The organism is Rhodococcus indonesiensis (genome assembly GCF_047782815.1).
GTDB classification, from domain to species: Bacteria; Actinomycetota; Actinomycetes; order Mycobacteriales; family Mycobacteriaceae; genus Rhodococcus; species Rhodococcus indonesiensis.
Map to the genome: position 1 here is coordinate 523873 of NZ_CP180630.1, position 17715 is coordinate 541587.

General features: G+C 69.5%; 16 protein-coding genes and 1 tRNA gene. 11 read left to right on the forward strand and 6 right to left on the reverse strand.

Annotated features, from left to right (window positions below; all coding sequences use genetic code 11):
• Positions 1-15 precede the first annotated feature (15 nt).
• The gene (locus tag ACM26Y_RS02505) at positions 16-1182 is read right to left on the reverse strand and encodes an acyl-CoA dehydrogenase family protein (protein WP_416062566.1); all 1167 of its coding nucleotides are present in this window, start codon (positions 1180-1182) and stop codon (positions 16-18) included.
• 190 nt (positions 1183-1372) lie between these two features.
• Between ACM26Y_RS02505 and ACM26Y_RS02510 the strand changes: the two genes are divergently transcribed.
• The 4 genes from ACM26Y_RS02510 to ACM26Y_RS02525 are packed head-to-tail and all read left to right on the forward strand — an operon-like array spanning position 1373 to position 5784.
• Positions 1373-1951, forward strand: coding sequence for a TetR/AcrR family transcriptional regulator (locus ACM26Y_RS02510; protein ID WP_059175027.1), 579 nt, complete (start codon positions 1373-1375; stop codon positions 1949-1951).
• Positions 1948-3453, forward strand: coding sequence for a flavin-containing monooxygenase (locus tag ACM26Y_RS02515; RefSeq protein ID WP_416062567.1), 1506 nt, complete (start codon positions 1948-1950; stop codon positions 3451-3453). Before ACM26Y_RS02510 ends, ACM26Y_RS02515 begins: the two co-directional genes overlap by 4 nt.
• Positions 3450-5165: an FAD-dependent oxidoreductase gene (locus ACM26Y_RS02520; protein WP_416062568.1), complete on the forward strand. Its 1716-nt coding sequence runs from the start codon at positions 3450-3452 to the stop codon at positions 5163-5165. The genes ACM26Y_RS02515 and ACM26Y_RS02520 overlap by 4 nt, the downstream gene beginning before the upstream one ends.
• A complete protein-coding gene (locus ACM26Y_RS02525; RefSeq protein WP_003935294.1) occupies positions 5158-5784 on the forward strand; it encodes an acetoacetate decarboxylase family protein in 627 nt (208 codons plus the stop codon). The genes ACM26Y_RS02520 and ACM26Y_RS02525 overlap by 8 nt, the downstream gene beginning before the upstream one ends.
• Positions 5785-5799: 15 nt before the next feature.
• On the opposite strand, the gene ACM26Y_RS02530 is transcribed toward ACM26Y_RS02525, so the two are convergent.
• Both ACM26Y_RS02530 and ACM26Y_RS02535 read right to left on the reverse strand, forming a co-directional pair.
• Positions 5800-6597 (reverse strand): DUF5602 domain-containing protein, encoded by a 798-nt coding sequence (locus ACM26Y_RS02530; RefSeq protein ID WP_003935293.1) that lies wholly within the window; start codon positions 6595-6597, stop codon positions 5800-5802.
• A gap of 2 nt (positions 6598-6599) precedes the next feature.
• Entirely contained in the window at positions 6600-7394 is a 795-nt protein-coding gene (locus ACM26Y_RS02535; protein WP_124258499.1) for a DUF5602 domain-containing protein, read from the reverse strand.
• A gap of 134 nt (positions 7395-7528) precedes the next feature.
• Between ACM26Y_RS02535 and ACM26Y_RS02540 the strand changes: the two genes are divergently transcribed.
• From ACM26Y_RS02540 to ACM26Y_RS02570, 7 genes are all read left to right on the forward strand, one after another.
• Positions 7529-7960, forward strand: coding sequence for a Fur family transcriptional regulator (locus ACM26Y_RS02540; protein WP_289377562.1), 432 nt, complete (start codon positions 7529-7531; stop codon positions 7958-7960).
• Positions 7961-8036: 76 nt separating this feature from the next.
• Positions 8037-9497 carry a catalase gene (locus ACM26Y_RS02545; RefSeq protein ID WP_416062569.1) on the forward strand — a complete coding sequence of 487 codons (1461 nt, stop codon included), beginning with the start codon at positions 8037-8039 and terminating at the stop codon, positions 9495-9497.
• Between the two features lie 295 nt (positions 9498-9792).
• Positions 9793-10266 carry a Dps family protein gene (locus tag ACM26Y_RS02550; protein ID WP_003935289.1) on the forward strand — a complete coding sequence of 158 codons (474 nt, stop codon included), beginning with the start codon at positions 9793-9795 and terminating at the stop codon, positions 10264-10266.
• A gap of 155 nt (positions 10267-10421) precedes the next feature.
• Positions 10422-11231: a metal-dependent hydrolase gene (locus ACM26Y_RS02555; protein WP_003935288.1), complete on the forward strand. Its 810-nt coding sequence runs from the start codon at positions 10422-10424 to the stop codon at positions 11229-11231.
• Positions 11232-11318: 87 nt separating this feature from the next.
• Positions 11319-13094 carry a cholesterol oxidase substrate-binding domain-containing protein gene (locus ACM26Y_RS02560; protein WP_416062570.1) on the forward strand — a complete coding sequence of 592 codons (1776 nt, stop codon included), beginning with the start codon at positions 11319-11321 and terminating at the stop codon, positions 13092-13094.
• Positions 13095-13220: 126 nt separating this feature from the next.
• Complete coding sequence (locus ACM26Y_RS02565) at positions 13221-14669, forward strand: family 43 glycosylhydrolase (RefSeq protein ID WP_416062571.1); 1449 nt, start codon at positions 13221-13223, stop codon at positions 14667-14669.
• A gap of 49 nt (positions 14670-14718) precedes the next feature.
• Positions 14719-15456 (forward strand): maleylpyruvate isomerase family mycothiol-dependent enzyme, encoded by a 738-nt coding sequence (locus tag ACM26Y_RS02570; RefSeq protein ID WP_416062572.1) that lies wholly within the window; start codon positions 14719-14721, stop codon positions 15454-15456.
• A 6-nt stretch (positions 15457-15462) separates the two neighbouring features.
• Here ACM26Y_RS02570 and ACM26Y_RS02575 read toward each other — a convergent pair whose 3' ends face one another.
• From ACM26Y_RS02575 to ACM26Y_RS02585, 3 genes are all read right to left on the reverse strand, one after another.
• Complete coding sequence (locus ACM26Y_RS02575) at positions 15463-16482, reverse strand: ABC transporter substrate-binding protein (protein WP_289377557.1); 1020 nt, start codon at positions 16480-16482, stop codon at positions 15463-15465.
• A gap of 101 nt (positions 16483-16583) precedes the next feature.
• Positions 16584-16657, reverse strand: a tRNA-Pro gene (locus ACM26Y_RS02580).
• Positions 16658-16711: 54 nt separating this feature from the next.
• Positions 16712-17665 (reverse strand): metallophosphoesterase, encoded by a 954-nt coding sequence (locus tag ACM26Y_RS02585; protein WP_054373135.1) that lies wholly within the window; start codon positions 17663-17665, stop codon positions 16712-16714.
• Between the last annotated feature and the right edge of the window lie 50 nt (positions 17666-17715).

Below are 17715 nucleotides of genomic sequence, written 5' to 3' on the forward strand. Positions count from 1 at the left end.
TCTGGACCGGAGCGGCTACGGCCGGGTGAGCCTGCGACCGACGATCTCCTTCATGATTTCCGTGGTGCCGCCGTAGAGCGTCCCGGCCCGGGAGTCCAGATAGTCGCGGGCGACGTCGTACTCCTTCATGAAGCCGTAGCCGCCGTGCAGTTGCACGGCCCGGTGCACGACCTTCAGGTGCAGCTCGGTGACCCACCACTTGGCCATCGCCGCGGTCACCTCGTCGAGGCGGCCGTGTGCGGCGTCGAGGATGCAGCGGTCCACGAACACCTGCGCGATCTCGATCTCGGTGGCCAGTTCGGCGAGGTAGAAGCGGTTGGCCTGGAAGTCGGCGATGCGCTGCCCGAACGCCCTGCGGTCGGTGGCGTGGCGCAACGCCGTCTCGAACGTGCGGGTCATCAGGGCCATGGAGGTCACCGCGATGCTCAGCCGTTCCTGCGGCAGGTTGTGGCGTAGGTATCCGAAGCCCTTGTTCTCCTCACCGAGCAGGTTGGCGCGGGGTACCCGGACGTTGTCGAACACCAGCTCGGCGGTGTCCTGGGCGGACAGGCCCACCTTGTCGAGCGGGCCGTTCTTCGTGAAGCCGGGCATGCCGTCCTCGACGACGAGCAGGCTCACCCCGTTCTTCCCGGCGGCGGGATCGGTCTTCGCGACGACGATGATCGTGTCGGCGAGGATGCCGTTGGAAATGAAGATCTTGCTGCCGTCGAGGACGAAGTGGTCGCCGTCGGGGATCGCGGTGGTGGTGACGGCGGCGAGGTCGCTGCCGGCGCCGGGCTCGGTCATTGCGATCGCGCCGACCGCCTCGCCGGCGACCATGGGGGCGAGCCAGCGGTGGTTCTGTTCGTCGGTACCGAGGGCCGTGAAGTACGGCGCGACCAGGTCGTTGAATCCCGACAGCCCCATGGTGACGGCCTGGGCGCCGACGCGGGCGAGCTCCTCGATGAGCACGGCCCCGAACCGGAAGTCGTCGATGCCTCCGCCGCCGAACCGTTCCGGCACGGCGACACCGAGCAGGCCGAGCTTGCCGGCCTGCCGGTAGAGCTCGCGATCGACGCGGCCCGCTGCGGCCCACTGCTCGAGGTGGGGTGCGACCTCGCGCTCGGCGAAGCGTCGCGCGGTTTCGCGGAACGCGTCGTGGTCGGATTCGTAGATGGTGCGTTCGAGCGACACGGCACTCATGGAGACGGTGGCCCTCCTTCTGCGACGTTTGTCGCGCAGATCACAGTAGACCAATAATGATTGAAATAGTCAACGGTTGAGTTTCGATTGCTTTTCGGGGGTCAGGTCTCCCATCTGGCACGACGTCGGCCCGTCGCATATTTGCAAGCAGTCTGGACTGTTTGTTGATTGCCTGTTACCGTCCGTTCTTGTGACTCGAACCACATCCACGGGCACCGGGCGCACACAGGCCGAGCGCACCGCCGTGACCCGGGCGAAACTCCTCGACGCGGCCGTCGACTCGCTCGTCGAACTCGGCTACGCACGCACCACCACTCAGGTGATCGCCAAGCGGGCCGGGGTGTCCCGGGGTGCGCAACTGCATCACTTCCCGACCAAGGAATCACTCGTCGTCGCCGCGGTCGAACACCTCGTCGACAAGCGCCTGACGGAGATTCTCGAGGCCAGTCCGGACCCCGAGCGCGGCCTCGACGTCCTCACCGACGCGTTCTGTGGGCCGCTGTTCCACGCCGCGCTCGAGTTGTGGGTGGCCGCACGGACCGATCCCGCCCTGCACGAGGCGGTGATCCCCCTCGAGCGCAAGGTCTCCGATGCGCTCCGGGTCGGCTGCCTGGAGATCATGGGCGACCGGATGGGACCCGACGAGATCGACCTGAGCATCGAACTCGCTCGCGGACTTGCCGTCGCCGCCCTGATGCGCACCCCCGAATCCGATCGTGAGATCCGGGAGCGGCTGCTCCCGGTCTGGAAGGAACTGGTGATGAAGTGAGCATCGAGACCCTCCCGCCGCACGTACACACGCTCGTCGTCGGGGCCGGCTTCGGGGGCATCGGCATGGCCGCCACCCTCCTGCGCGAGAATCCACGGGCCGACGTCCTCGTGATCGAGCGAGGCGACGACGTCGGCGGCACCTGGCGGGTGAACACCTACCCGGGTGCGGCCTGCGACGTGCCGAGCGCGCTGTACTCGTTCTCCTTCGCGCCCGAACCGGACTGGTCGAAGGTCCACGGCACCCAGGACGAGATCTACGCCTACCTGCGCCGGGTCGCGAAGGAGCAGGGCGTCACCGACCGGACGATGTTCGGGTGCGCACTGCGCGACGCGCAGTGGGACGACGAAAGCGCCCGCTGGATGGTGGCGACGTCGCGTGGTGACCTCACCGCCGACGTGCTCGTCTCGGCCACCGGGGCACTGTCCACCCCCACCCTGCCGAAGGTGCCGGGGTTGGAATCGTTCCGCGGCAGGATGTTCCACTCGGCGCAGTGGGACCACGACTACGACCTGACCGGCAAGCGCGTCGCCGTGATCGGCACCGGTGCCTCCGCGATCCAGTTCGTCCCCGCCATCGTCGGCACCGTCGGGCACCTGACGCTGTTCCAGCGCACCGCCTCGTGGGTCATGCCCAAGCACGACCACACCATCACCCGTCCGGTGCGGGCTCTCTACCGGCGTTTCCCGCTCGCCCAGAAGGTCGTTCGCGGGGCTGTCTACGGGCAGAAGGAGACGTACGTCGTCGGGATGACACGTCCGTTCGCGCGCCGGTGGCTCGTGCCGCTGTTCGAACGCCGGGCGCTGTCGGTGCTCGACAAGCAGGTCTCCGATCCGGAGCTGCGGACGAAGCTCACCCCGAAGTTCCGGATCATGTGCAAACGGATCCTGCTGTCCAACGACTGGTTCCCGGCGATCACCCGGCCCGACGTCACCGTCGTGGCCTCCGGGCTGACGGCACTCACCGAGAACGGTGTCGTCGACGAGGCCGGCAACGAGTACGAGGTCGACGCCGTCATCTTCGGGACCGGCTTCACCGTCACCGAACCGCCGGTGGCCCAGCATATCCGGGGGAGCGACGGCCGTACCCTCGCCGAGACCTGGAACGGCAGCCCCAGTGCCTACCTGGGCATCGCCGTCCACGGCTTCCCCAACCTCTTCCTGATGTACGGGCCGAACACCAACCTCGGGCACAGCTCGATCGTGTACATGCTCGAGTCGCAAGCCACATACATCGCGGATGCCCTGCGCACCATGCGTTCCCGGGAACTGGGCACCGTCGAGGTGACTGCGGGTGCGCAGCGCACCTACAACGCCGAACTCGACCCCGCCCTCGCGGGCACGGTGTGGAACGCGGGTGGCTGCGACAGCTGGTACCTCGACCGCAAGGGCCGGAACTCGGTGATGTGGCCGACGTTCACCTGGCGGTACCGCGCCCGGACCCGGCAATTCGATCCCGAGAACTACCTGGCCCGCCCCGTGGCCGAAAGGATTGCGGCATGACCCATTACGACGTGCTGGTCGTCGGCTCCGGCTTCGGCGGCAGTGTCGCCGCACTGCGCGCAACCGAGAAGGGTTACCGCGTCGGCGTCCTCGAGGCGGGCCGGCGCTTCGCCGACGACGAACTGCCGAAGACCAGCTGGCGGCTGCGCAAGTACCTGTGGGCGCCGGCGCTGGGCTGCTACGGCGTGCAGCGCATCCATCTGCTGCCCGACGTCCTGGTCATGGCGGGCGCAGGCGTCGGCGGCGGGTCGCTCAACTATGCCAACACCCTCTACCGCCCGCCCGTCCGTTTCTTCCAGGACCCGCAGTGGGGGCACATCACCGACTGGCAGGCCGAGCTCGGACCGTACTACGAGCAGGCCGCGCGGATGCTCGGCGTGCGCCCGAATCCGCTGACGACCCCCGCGGACGAAGTGATGCGCTCGGTGGCCGAGGAGATGGGGGTGGGGGAGACGTTCACCACCACGCCGGTCGGGGTGTTCTTCGGTGAACCGGGGCAGACGGTCCCGGACCCGTTCTTCGGTGGCGCCGGCCCGGCCCGGACCGGCTGCACCGAGTGCGGCGGCTGCATGACCGGTTGCCGGGTGGGCGCGAAGAACACCTTGGTGAAGAACTACCTGTACCTCGCGGAGCAGGCCGGTGCGACGATCCATCCGCTCACCACCGTCACTGCTGTCCGTCCGCGCGCCGGGGGCGGATACGAGGTCCGCACCCGCAGCACGAACCGGATCCGCAAGCGCCACGACGTATACACCGCCGACCAGGTGGTGCTCGCCGCGGGCACCTACGGCACGTCGCGGCTGCTGCTCGCGATGCGGGAGACCGGTGCCCTGCCGCGGTTGTCGCCGCGACTGGGCACAGTGGTGCGCACCAATTCCGAAGCGGTGCTCGCCGCGACGGCACAGGACCGCACCGTGGACTACTCCCGGGGTATCGCGATCACCGCCTCCTTCCACCCGGACCACCACACCCACATCGAACCGGTGCGGTACGGCAAGGGCAGCAACGCTATCGGACTCCTGCAGGCCCTGCTGGTCGACGGCGGCGGCCGGACACCGCGGTTGGCGAAATTCTTCGCCGTGGCGGCCCGCAATCCCGCGGCGTTCCTGCGCACCCTGTCGGTGCGGCGCTGGTCCGAGCGGACCGTGATCGCACTGGTCATGCAGACCGACGACAACTCCCTCGAACTGGCGAGCAAGCGCGGTATCCTCGGGCGCCGGCTCACAAGCCGCCGCGGACCCGGCGCGCCACCGCCGGAATGGATCCCGGTGGGGCACGAGGCCATCCGGCGGGTCGCCGACAAGATCGACGGCGACGCGGGCGGATCGATCGCGGACCTGGTCGACATCCCCATGACCGCGCACTTCCTCGGCGGATGCGTGATCGGGGATTCGCCCGAGTCCGGTGTCGTGGACCCCTACCTGCGCGTCTACGGTCACGACGGTCTGCACGTCGTGGACGGATCGGTCGTCAGTGCCAATCTGGGTGTGAACCCGTCGCTCACCATCACGGCGCAGGCCGAGCGGGCGATGGCGTTGTGGCCCAACAAGGGCGAGGCCGATCCCCGTCCGGCGCCCGGCTCCGGTTACGTGCCGGTCACCGCCGTGCGACCGGTGCGACCCAGCGTTCCGGACTCCGCGCCCGGGGCGCTGCGCCTGCCGATTTATCCCGTCCGACGAGAGGAGGCCGCCCGTGTTGTGGAGCGTGCCTGAGAGCACCGACGAACGCACCGACTGGCCGACGTCCGCCCCGCCACCCTGGTCGGCGCAGGCGCGCGCGGCCCTGTGGTGGCATCGCAGCGCGCCCGGGGCGGCGCAGTTCGGCCCCGGTGGCCGGACCCTGCCGTTCACCCTCGCGATGGTGGTGGACTATCTCGACTCGCCCGTCGGCCCCTACCGTGAGGTGCTCGCCAGCCCCGTCCTGCGCCCCGGCCTGGTCCCGGCGATGGCCGTGCCGTTCATCGCCGTGGACTCCGAGGCATCCGTGCACGGCGGCCGCGAGCACTGGCACCTGCCCAAGGTGCTCGCCTCGTTCGACGGCGACGTCACCGGCCGGTTCTCGGCCACGGGCGACACGTGGAAGGTGGACACCGACGCGTCCCCGCGCGGTCCCGAACTGCCGATCGTCGGTGGGCTGGCCTTCGCCCAGCCCGAACCGGACGGCAGTCAGGCCCGGGCTACGGCGCGGCTGAGAGGACGGTTCCGGTACGCACGGGTCCGTGTCGAGGCGCAGGGCCCGACGCTCGGGCAGTGGCTGCTGCCGGGGACACACCACGGCATCGTCGTCACCTCGGGCCGGATGAGCATCGGTCCGGCCCGGACGGTGCGCTGACGGGCGGCGCCGGGCTCACGACGCCTCACGCATCGTGAGCCCGCCGAGCTCGACGACGTACTGTCCGGCCGTGTCGTCCCACGTCACGGAGTAGGTGGTGGGGTAGTAGCCGGACTGCTGGTACGCGCTCGGCTGGCGCAGGTCCTCGTGCAGGTCGGGCCGGGAGGCCAGCCAGTCCCTGGTCATCATCGGCTCGATGAAGATGTGCCGGCCGTCCCACGAACCCTGCAGGACCGTTTCCGTGAAGTGCCCGTGCGGCTCGGTGGTGTCGAGCCAGTGCAGTCCCATCTTGGCGACGGTGCCGAGAATCGGCTGGGGGTCCGACGGTGCGTAGCCTTCCGGCAGGTACTTCGGGTCCGGCAGCTTCGCGGCCCGCTCGAGATAGCCGGGGACGAACGGGTGGATCGATTCCACCGTCGCGGTGTCCACGAGGTAGAAGTGCACGTCGAAGTGCGGCTGGTCGAACCCGTGCTCGGGATTGTGGCCGTGCGAGTTCCAGTCCAGCGTGACGTGGTCGACGACGGTGTCGGGCGCCCCGGCAGGCACGTCGAGGACGTAGGCCTCGGTGGTGGGCAGCAGACCGCTCGTGAGGCCGTCGAGCGCGGCGGCGTCGAGGCGGACGCCGATCGCGGTGGGAGCGCCGTCGGGGCCGACGGTGACGTACGTGTGGGCCGATCCGTTGCCGACCGGGTGCGGCGGGCCGTCGAGGGCCGTGGAACCCTGGGCGCCGGCCGCCGAGCCGAGGACGAGCACTGTCGTCGTCGCCGTCGCACCGACGACTCCGAGCACCGCGAACGTGCGAAGACGCACCACTTTCACGACTCCTCTCGCATGGTGAGGCCACCGAGTTCGACGACGTACTCCTGCTCCTGGTCGTCGAAGCTCACCGAGTAGGTGGTGGGGTAGTACGCACTCTGCTGATAGGCCTCCGGCTGCTTCACCGGTTCGTCGACGGTGGGCCGGGTGAGCAGCCATTCGCGGGTCATCATCGGTTCGACGAACGTCCATTCGCCGTCCCAGGATCCCTCGATGAGGATCTGGGTGAAGTCGTACTGTCCGGGTGCGATCGGCAGGGTCCCGTCGACCCAGTGCATCCCCATCTGCGGGACGAGCGCCATCTCGGGCGGGCCGGCGGGAACGTAGTCGGCAGGCATGTACCGAGGCTCGGGCATGTTGGCCGCCGCCTCGGCGTATCCCGGTGCAGCCGGGTCGATCTCGTCGACCTTCTCGGCCGGGATCATGTAGAAGTGGATGTCGAAGTGGGGCTGGTCGAACAATCCCACCGGTTCGTGCCCGTGCGGGTTCCAGTCCAGGGTCAGGTGGTCGAAGGCGGTCTCATCCGCCTCGGCCGGGAACTCGAGCGTGTGCACCTCGAGGACGTCGGCGAGCCCGTCGAGTGCCGTCGCCGAGAAGCGCAGCCCGATCGCCCGGGGGGTGCCGTCGTCGCCCGTCTCGACATAGGTCCGCGCGGTGCCGTCGCCGACGTCGACGGTGGGCCCGTAGGAGTAGGGCTCCGAGTCGGAGCCGCTGGAGCAGCCGAGCAGCAGCGTGAGCGCGGTGCCGGCCGCGATCGCGATCCCGGAGGCGCGAGAAATCGGGATGGTGCGCATGGCGGACCTCTTCCGGTGGGCTGAGAAGCAGGGTAGACCGCACCGAGGGGTCAGTTGTGTGGAATCGGAGGATCGTGCGCGCACCGATCCGGTCCTTTTCTTGACTAATTCCAGATTGGGGGCATACTGGGGTCATGCACCGAACGGACGAGCCTGTCGATACCCGGGCGCAACTGCGCGCCGCGGGTCTGCGGGTGACCGCTCCGCGCGTTGCCGTGCTCGGTGCGGTTGCCGCACACCCGCATTCCGATGCCGACGAGATCGCGGCCGCGGTGCGGAGCGAACTCGGTTCCGTCTCCACGCAGGCGGTCTACGACGTGCTCAAGGCGTGCGTCGGAGCCGGGCTCCTGCGCCGCATCGAACCCGCCGGCTCGCCCGCCCGGTACGAGACCAGGATCGGCGACAACCACCACCACCTGGTGTGCCGCAACTGCGGTGCGGTGACCGATATCGACTGCGCCGTCGGAGCGGCCCCGTGCCTCGAGCCCTCGGACGATCACGGATACACCGTCGACGAGGCGGAAGTGACGTTCTGGGGTTTGTGCCCCGACTGTCGAGAATCATAGTTACGCAACGCTTCTCCCTCCAATCGCACCGCACCCCGCGGTGTCGTGACGTGCACCCTTCCTCAGGAGGACCACCATGACGAATCCCCGCCCCACCACGACCGCCGTCGGCATCCCCGTCGCGAGCGACAACGAATCGCTCACCGCCGGAACGCAGGGCCCCATCCTGCTGCACGACCATTACCTGATCGAGAAGCTCGCCCAGTTCAACCGGGAGCGGGTCCCGGAACGTGTCGTGCACGCCAAGGGCGGCGGCGCGTTCGGCGAACTCGTCGTCACGAACGACGTCAGCGCGTACACCGCGGCGAAGCTGTTCCAGCCCGGCGCGAGAACCGAATCCCTCGTGCGGTTCTCGACGGTGGCCGGGGAGCAGGGTAGCCCCGACACGTGGCGTGACCCGCGCGGGTTCGCGGTGAAGTTCTACACCGAGGACGGCAACTACGACCTCGTCGGCAACAACACCCCGGTGTTCTTCGTCAAGGACCCCATCAAGTTCCCCGACTTCATCCACTCCCAGAAGCGGCTGCCCGGCTCGGGACTGCGCGACCACACCATGCAGTGGGACTTCTGGACGCTGCGTCCCGAGAGCGCGCACCAGGTGACATGGCTGATGGGCGACCGGGGCATCCCCCGAACCTGGCGCCACATGGACGGTTTCGGCTCCCACACCTACCAGTGGGTCAACGCCGGAGGTGAGCGGTTCTGGGTCAAGTACCACTTCAAGACGAACCAGGGCATCGAATTCCTCACCCAGGCCGAAGCCGACCGGCTCGCCGGTACCGACCCGGACTACCATCGCGCCGACCTCCACGACGCGATCGAGCGGGGCGAGTTCCCCAGCTGGACGCTGAAGGTGCAGATCATGCCCGTGGCCGAAGCGGAGGGGTATCGCTTCAACCCGTTCGACCTGACCAAGGTGTGGTCCCAGCGCGACTACCCGCTGATCGAGGTCGGCACCTGGACGTTGAATCGCAACCCGCGCAACTTCTTCGCCGAGATCGAGCAAGCCGCGTTCGCGCCGTCGAACATCGTGCCGGGCATCGGCCTGTCGCCGGACAAGATGCTGCTCGGCCGGGTGTTCTCCTACGCCGACGCGCACCGCTACCGCATCGGCGCGAACCACGCGCAGCTGCCGGTCAACGCGCCGAAGAACGAGGTGAACTCGTACTCGCAGGACGGCGCGATGCGGTACTTGTTCAACGACCCGGGCACCCCGGTGTATGCGCCGAACAGCTTCGGCGGCCCGCACGCCGACCCGCGGGTGGCCGGCGACGAAGGCCGGTGGGAGTTCGGCACCGAGGCGGTACGGGCCGGCTACGTCCGGCATGCCGAGGACGACGACTTCGGTCAGGCCGGCACGCTCGTGCGCGAGGTGCTCGACGACGCCGCCCGGGAGCGGCTTGTGGGCAACATCGTCGGACACATCCTCGGCGGAACCTCGGAGGCGTTGTACGACCGGATCTTCGAATACTGGTCGAACGTCGACACGGACCTCGGAAAGAAGGTCGAGGAGGGCGTTCGGTCGGGCCGGGCCTGACCGCGCGTCAGAGCAGGCCCCACCAGTAGAGGAGGGTGGCCAGTATCCACACGACGACCGTCTGCATCTCTCTGTCCTCCCTCGGTGTGGATTCTTCCTCCATCATCCGCCCACGGGGGCACGGCCGCCACGGACACTCCGGAAACAGGGAATCCCGTGTCCACTTCGTTGCCTGCGGCCACAGGGAACCGGGTCACCGCCTCGGGCGTTGAACCAGGGGAGTATGTCCGAAGCACGGCCGGCGCGACATCCGTCGCCGCCGGGAGGCACATCGACACGGATAGGAGCTCGGATCATGACCGGACCGATCACCAGCACGCTGAATCCGGAGCAGCAGAAGATCGCGGGGGACGCCCTCCAGGGCACCCTGGTCGACATGATCGACCTGAGCCTGATCGCCAAGCAGGCGCACTGGAACGTCGTCGGCCCGCAGTTCCGCAGCCTGCACCTCGCCCTTGACGAGATCGTCACAGCCGCCCGGACCTACACCGACGAGGTGGCGGAGCGACTCACGGCGATCGGCGTCAGTCCGGACGGACGGGCCACGACCGTCGCCCAGGACTCGGGCACCAAGGGATTCGGCGCGGGCTGGACCAAGGACGAGCAGGTCGTCGCGTCCATCACCGACAATCTGTCGGCCGTCATCGGCCGCCTGCGTGAGCGCATCGCGGCGACGGACGAGGCGGACCCGGTCACGCAGGACCTGCTCATCGCCCAGACCGCCGGTCTCGAGCAGACGCACTGGATGTGGCAGGCCCAGCTCGCCTGAGCCGGCACATCCGTCAGGGCCACCCGTTCCCGCGGGTGGCCCTTCGTGCGCTCCGGCGAGTACTCCGGGCGATCGAACACCTGTGTTACTGAAGTGTCGGATGTGATTGCTACGTTGGCACCGGTCCGTTCTCCGATCGAAAGGTGCCTGCAGCGATGGTCATGGGTCCTACCCACGCGGTGTCCGGGGCGCTGGTCGGCCTCCTCGTCGCCGACGTGCTGCCCCCGGAGTGGGGCGGGCCCGCCTCCACGGCGGAGACCTTCGCGTTCGCCGCGGTCTGTGCCGGCTCCGCCCTGCTGCCGGATCTCGACACCCCCCAGTCGACGGTGGCGCGGTCCTTCGGACCGGTCAGTCAGGTGGCGGCGCGCGGCATCGACAACCTCTCGCTCGGCTACTACACGCTCACCAAAGGCCGCCGTGACCGCAGCCGCCGGGGTGGCCATCGCACGCTGACACACACGGCCCTGTTCGCGGCCCTGCTGGGGGCGGGGGTGTCCATGCTCGTCGCCCGGTTCGACCGGGTCGCGGTCGTCGCCGTCCTGTTCGTCACGCTCGGCCTGGCGCTGCGCGGGCTCGCGGACGGCTGGGCCAAGCGCAACGGGTGGCTCGTGGTGACCGCGACCTCGGCGGTGCTGTCGGTGCTCATGTGGAACTGGTTCCCCGGCGAGGTGGGTTCGGTGGGCCTCGGGGTGGCGGTGGCGCTCGGGTGCGCGACGCACTGCCTCGGCGACGCCGTCACCAAGGAGGGCATCCCGTTCCTCGCGCCGTTCGTGCCCTGGCGGGGTGAGCGCTGGTGGGAGATCAGGATGCCCGGGTTCCTCGCCATCCGCGCCGGCGGCGCGTTCGAGCTGGCGATCCTCGGCCCGGCGCTGACGATCGCCGCGGTCGCGATGGCGGTGTGGTCGATCGACGGCGCGCCCGAACTCCTGCGCGAAGCCGTCGGGGTGTCGCGCGCGGGCAGCTGACGCGGATTCCGGAACCACTGGCATCGAAAGAGAACGTGTTCTATTTTTGCTCTGTTTCTGCCTCTCGCCAGATCGGAGCCCTGCCCGGTGAAAGCCCGCGACGCCCGGACGGACGGCACCCCCGTCTCCACCACGCCCCTCAGTCGACGAGGCTTCCTCGGCGCCGCCGGCGCCGTGGGATTGACCGGTCTCGCCTGGAAACCCGCCGGCGCCGTCCCGGTCGGTGATCCGCGCGCCACCATTCCGGCGCCCCCCGCGTTCCCCGCGGATATCCCGCTGGCCCAGCAGCGCTTCGAGAACTGGGCCCGGACGATCCACTTCGACGCGGTGTGGACCGCCACCGCGCGCGATGCGCACGACGTCGTGCGCATCGCCGACTGGGCCCGCTCCCACGGCTACCGCGTCCGCCCGCGCGGCACCATGCACAGCTGGAGCCCGCTGACCGTCGTGCCCGGCGAGAGCGTCGAGAAGATCGTGCTGATCGACACGATGGCACACCTGAACTCCGTCACCGTCGACCCCGCGGGAACGCCCGCCACCGTCACCGCCGGCGCGGGTGCGAGCATCGAGTCGATCCTCACCGCGCTGGAGCGGCACGGCCTCGGCTGGGCCAATGCGCCCGCCATCGGCGACATCACCATCGCCGGAGCGCTGTCGATCGGCGCGCACGGCGCCACCTACCCGGCCGCGGGGGAGCGGGCGATCCCCGGCCAGTCGTTCGGCTCCCTGTCGAACCTCGTCGTCGCACTCACCGCCGTCGTGTGGAACGCCGCCGCCGGGGCCTACGAACTACGGGAGTTCCGTCGGTCCGAACCCGGGATCACGCCCCTGCTCGCCCACCTGGGCCGCAGCTTCGTCACCTCGGTGACCCTGCAGGCCGGGGCCAACTACCGGCTGCGCTGCCAGAGTTTCACCGACGTGCCGTGGCAGGAACTGTTCGCCCCGCCCGGCGCTCCGGGACGCACCTTCGAGCGGTTCGTCGAGGAGTCCGGCCGCGTCGAGGCGATCTGGTTCCCCTTCACCCGGACGCCGTGGTTGAAGATCTGGTCGGTGTGCCCCGAGAAGCCGCCGACCGCGCGCGAGGTGCACGGCCCGTACAACTACTTCTTCTCCGACAGCATCCCCGAGGAGGTCACCACGCCTCTCGGTCAGGTGGCGAGCGGGATGCAGGCCGCCACCCCGGCATTCGGCGCCGCCCAGTTCGGTGCCGTCGCCGCCGGTCTCGCCGCCACCGGCACCGCCGACCTGTGGGGCTGGTCGAAGGACCTGCTGTTCTATCTGCGGGCCACCACACTGCGCGTCGTCGCCGGCGGTGGGGTGGTCCTCACGCGGCGCGCGAACATCGCCCGCGTCATCCACGAGTTCACCACCTGGCTGCACGAACGGATGACCCACTACGCCTCACTCGGGCAGTACCCGGTCAACATGCCGTTCGAGGTGCGGCTGTGCACCGTCGACGATCAGTCGGAGGTGCTCGTCGAGTCGGCGGGCGCGCCGAACCTGTCGGCCGTGCGGCCCCGTCCCGACCGGCCCGACTGGGACACGGCCATCTGGATGAACGTCGTCTCCGTTCCCGGCACCGCGGGACAGTCCGCCTTCTTCCAGGAGATGGAGCAGTGGATGGCCGACCACTATTCTGGTGACTACGCGACCTTCCGGTCGGAGTGGTCGAAGGGATGGGCATTCGACGCGGAGGGTGGGTACCGGGATCCGAGGTTCCTCGGTGAGGTCGTTCCGGCGATGTACCGCACGGGGCTGTCCGCCGACGAGGGCTGGGACGCGGCGCGCGCGTCGTTCGACCGGCACGACCCGCACCGGGTGTTCACCAACGGATTCCTCGATCGGTTGCTGCCGCCGGGGTGAGGTGCGGGACCGATCAGAGGGCACGGTTCGGTTTCGATACGGCGGCTTCCGCCGTTCACAACTCTCACATCAGTCACATCCGTATACATTTGCCCCGTTCCATGTGAGTACGACGGTGGGAGCGACGTGCGGAAGTTCGAGACGGGGAAGAACGCAGGAGGCACACACGCGGCGCGACGCCACGTCCGTCGGGGATCCGCCGCCGCTGCAGCGCTGCTCGCCTGCCTGATCGCCCCGGCGCCGTCGGCTGCGGCGAACCCGATCGTCGAACCGGTGGCGGCCGACCCCAGCATCGTGCGCGCCTCCGACGGGGCGTACTACATGTACACCACGGGCGACGACTGGGGCGACGGGCAAGGACTGCGAGGGATGTCCGTCTTCACGTCCTTCGACCTCACCGACTGGAAGTTCGTCGACGACGTCTTCTCCGAGATTCCCGGCTGGCACCCGGCGGACAACTACGTCTGGGCCCCCCACGTGATCGAGTCGGACTCCGGCTACAGCCTCTACTACGCGCTCCCGGACGGCGCGAATCCGTGCATCGGTCTCGCCACCGCCCCCGGACCGGCCGGCCCCTGGACCGACCTGGGTCGTCCCGTGTTCTGCGCCGAGGACGTCGGAGTCCAGGGCACGATCGATCCGTTCGTCTGGGACGACGGCACGACCAAGACGATGTTCGTCGGCAATTTCAAAGGCGTCTATGCCATCCCGCTGAATGCGGAGGGAACCGCGCCTGCCGGCGAACCGATCCGGGTCGCGGACGAACGCTTCGAGGGACCGCACGTCGAGTATCGCGACGGTTACTACTACCTGTTCCTCTCCTCCGGCCACTGCTGCAACGGCGCCGACACCGCGTACCGGGTGCTCGTCGGCCGGTCCGAGTCGTTGACCGGCCCGTACGTCGACCGCAAGGGCGACGATCTCGACGGGGGCGGCGGCGCGCTCATCCTGGCCGGCAGCGACCCGTGGGCAGGGCCCGGGCACAACACGGTGGTCACGGACGACGCCGGCGACGACTGGATCGTCTACCACGCGATCCCCCGCGACGATCTCCAGTTGCCCAGCGGCGCTCAACGGCGGGAAGGCATGATCGACCGCATCGTGTGGGCCAACGGCTGGCCCGAGATCGGCGACGGCTCCCCGTCGTCGACCCGTCCTGCCGTTCCCCGAACGGATCTGCCCGTGCGCGTCTCCCTGACCGCGGGCACGTCCACGAAGCTGCCCGCATCCGGTGGGGTGATCGAGGCCACCCTGCTGGTCGAAGCACCCGACGATGCGCCCTACACAGGGCAGGTGTGGGCCGGCGCGGTCCGCCCGAACGGCGAGGAAGGCGAGCCGGTCCTGGACCCGATCGACGTCGACCTGGCGGCGGGGGAAACCCTCGAGGAGCGGATCGCGTTCACGGTGAGCGACGGTGCGGCGAACGGCACGTACGGTCTGTACGCGTTCGCCGGCACCCACGGCGGGGAGATCGTCGAGTTCGGCGCCGTCACCGCCCGCAAGTCCGACGGGCTCTCGGACGTCGGGGAGCCGGTCGACGTGGTGACACTGCGCGTGCGCGAGACGGCGCGCTGAGAGGGGCGCTCCGGCGGGAAACCAGGTGCCCTCGCCGCATAATCGAGGCGTGGATCGAGCGTCCTACCTGAAGCTGCTGCGCGCGGACACCGAGCGGCTGCTCGCCGTCGGTGGAGGCCGGCTCGACCGGCCGGTCCCGACGTGCCCGCGGTGGTCCGTCGAACGGCTCGCCGGGCACGTCGGCCGCGTGCACCGGAACGCGGCAGCCTGGCTGCGGGCCGGCCGTCGCACCGAGATCCCGCCGGCTCCGGCCGGGGCCGCCGTCCTCCCGTGGGTGCGGGACGGACTCGACGAGCTGACCGAGGCCGTACAGGCGGCCGACCCGAACGGGGAGGAACAGACCTTCGCCGGGCCGCAGCCGGCGTCGTTCTGGGTTCGTCGCATGGCCGTCGAGACCGCGCTGCACCGGATCGACGCCGAGCTCGCCGCAGGTGTGGGCACCACGCCCGTCGAGACCGCGCTGGCCGTCGAAGGCATCGACGAACTCTTCGGGGTGCTGCTCCCGTTCCGCGCCCTCGGTGGGGCGGACGGTGCCGGCTCGCTGCCGCGATCGGGGAGGACGATGCACCTGCACGCGACCGACCCCGCGGTGGAGGGCGAGTGGACGATCATCTTCACGGCCGACGGGCCGACCCTGGGGCACCCCCGTGCTGCAGGAGACGTCACAGTGCGCGGACGGGCGTCGGATCTGCTGCTCCTGCTGTGGAACCGGGCGTCCCTCGGACACTTCGACGTGTCCGGTGACGCCGCTCTGCTGACCCGATGGCGCGACGAGGTGCGGATCTGACGCCGGTCACTGCCGTGCGAGCAACCGTTCGAGGTCGTCGAGAACGAGCATCGCGCCGGTCGGGCCGAGGGCGAGGAACCACGTCTCGTCGCTCACCGCGACCGCGCGTCCCTGCCGCACGGCTGGAAGGCTCGACCACAGGGGGCCGCCGACCACGGCCGCCTCGTCGGTTTCCCGGCCGTAGCTCGAATAGAAGATCCAGTCGCCGTCTGCCTCCGTGATTGTTTCCGGGCTGACCTCGGCGGCGAGCTCGTCGAGGTCCTGGACCGGCGGCCGCCGCAACCCGACGTCCTGCAGGATGACCCCGATGAACGAGAGGTTCCCGTACAAGCGGATCCTGCCGGACATGAACCGCACCAGCGAGATGCTCGGATCGCCCTGGATCGACTCCCGCACCTCGTCGGCGCGGGTCTGGTAGTCGTTCAGAACGGACTCCGCCTTCTCCTCCCTGCCGAGTGCGTCCGCGACGAGCAGGAAGTTCTCCTTCCACGGGAAGCCGGGGCGGATCGAGAAGACGGTCGGGGCGATGGCAGACAGCTGGGAGTACATCTTGTCCGCGCGCAGCTTGCTGCCGAGAATCAGATCCGGTCGCAGCGCGCCGATGGCCTCGAGATCGAGGTTGTTGATCGTGCCCACGTCGGCCACGTCGGTGAGCCGGTCCGCCAGATACGACGGCTGCTCCGCGGCGCCCTCGGGACTGGCGATGCCGACGGGCGTGAGGCCGAGGGAGAGGACGTCGTCGAGCTCGCCGCCGTCGAGCACGACTACCCGCTGCGGCTCGGCTGCGAGCGTCGTCTCACCGGCGGCGTGGGTGACGACCCGAGGGAACTGTCCGGGTGCCGCGTCGCTGCCGAGTTCCGCCGTCTCCTCGTCCGCTGTGGCGAAGAGCCGGCCCCCGGTTGCCACGTCGGCATTGCCGGCGCCGGTGTCGCGGGTGGATTCGGCCGCCCCGCCGCATGCGGCGACGGTGAAGGTGACGAGCAGGGCCGCAGCGGTGCGGCGGCAGAGATGTCCGAGCTGATGCATGAGGGGAGGCTACCCTCACCCGGGAGTCCGGTCTCGGCACCCCCCCAAAACGAAAGGACCCTCTCCGTGAGTGGAGAGGGTCCTTCGATGTTCTTCACGAGTCGGGGTGGCGGGATTCGAACCCACGACCTCTTCGTCCCGAACGAAGCGCGCTACCAAGCTGCGCCACACCCCGTTTCGAACCTCGGTCAGCTTACAGCACGATGGGGGTGACGGTTAAATCGCCTGGTCAGTGCGGCGAGAAGGTGCTCCGGGTACCTGCGTCCGCAGTGCTTCGAGCCTGCTCCCGCGGCGCCGGAACCAGCGTCAGCAGCGTCGCCTCGGGGCGGCACCAGAACCGGGCGGGTGCCGTCGGTGACGTGCCGATGCCCGCCGAGACGTGCAACCGCATGTGCGACCCCCAGCGCGACGGTCCCTTGACCCGCGACCGGTCCAGCCCGCAGTTGGTCACCAGCGCGCCGACCAGCGGCAGGCACAGCTGACCACCGTGGGTATGCCCCGCCATCACCAGGTCGTACCCGTCGTCCGCGAACCGGTCCAGCACCCGTGGTTCGGGCGAGTGGGTCAGCCCCAGCCGCAGATCCGCCGCCGGATTCGCGGGACCGGCGACGGTGTCGTACCGGTCCCGGTCGATGTGCGGGTCGTCGACACCGGCCGCGCTGATGCGCACCCCGGCGATCTCGAGCTCGCGTCGCACGTGCGTGACGTCGAGCCAGCCGCGCTCGCTGAACGCGGCGCGCAGATCGCTCCAGGGCAGCGGCGCGCCGTGCACGCGCTCGTGGTCGCGGTCGAAGTACTTCAGCGGGTTCTTCACCCGCGGCCCGAAGTAGTCGTTGCTGCCGAAGACGAACAACCCCGGCCGCGCGAGCAGGCCGCCGAGCGCCTGCACGACGGCGGGGACCGCCTTCGGGTGCGCGAGGTTGTCGCCGGTGTTGATCACCAGGTCGGGTTCGAGGCGATCGAGTTCGCGAAGCCAGTTCTGCTTGAGCCGCTGCCCGGGCGTCATGTGGATGTCGCTCAGATGCAGCACGCGCAGCGTCGAGGCATCCGGCGCGAGCACCGGCAGCGTCACCTCCCGCAGAGCGAAGGCGTTGCGTTCGACGAGCGTCGCATAGCCGAGGCCGAGAACAGCGGCACCGGCCGCGCCGATCGCGGCACGTCGGAGAATGGGAACGTCTGGCACGTTTCCAGCGTACCGCCGGGGCTCGTCCGCGCACGGGTTCGCAGGGCACC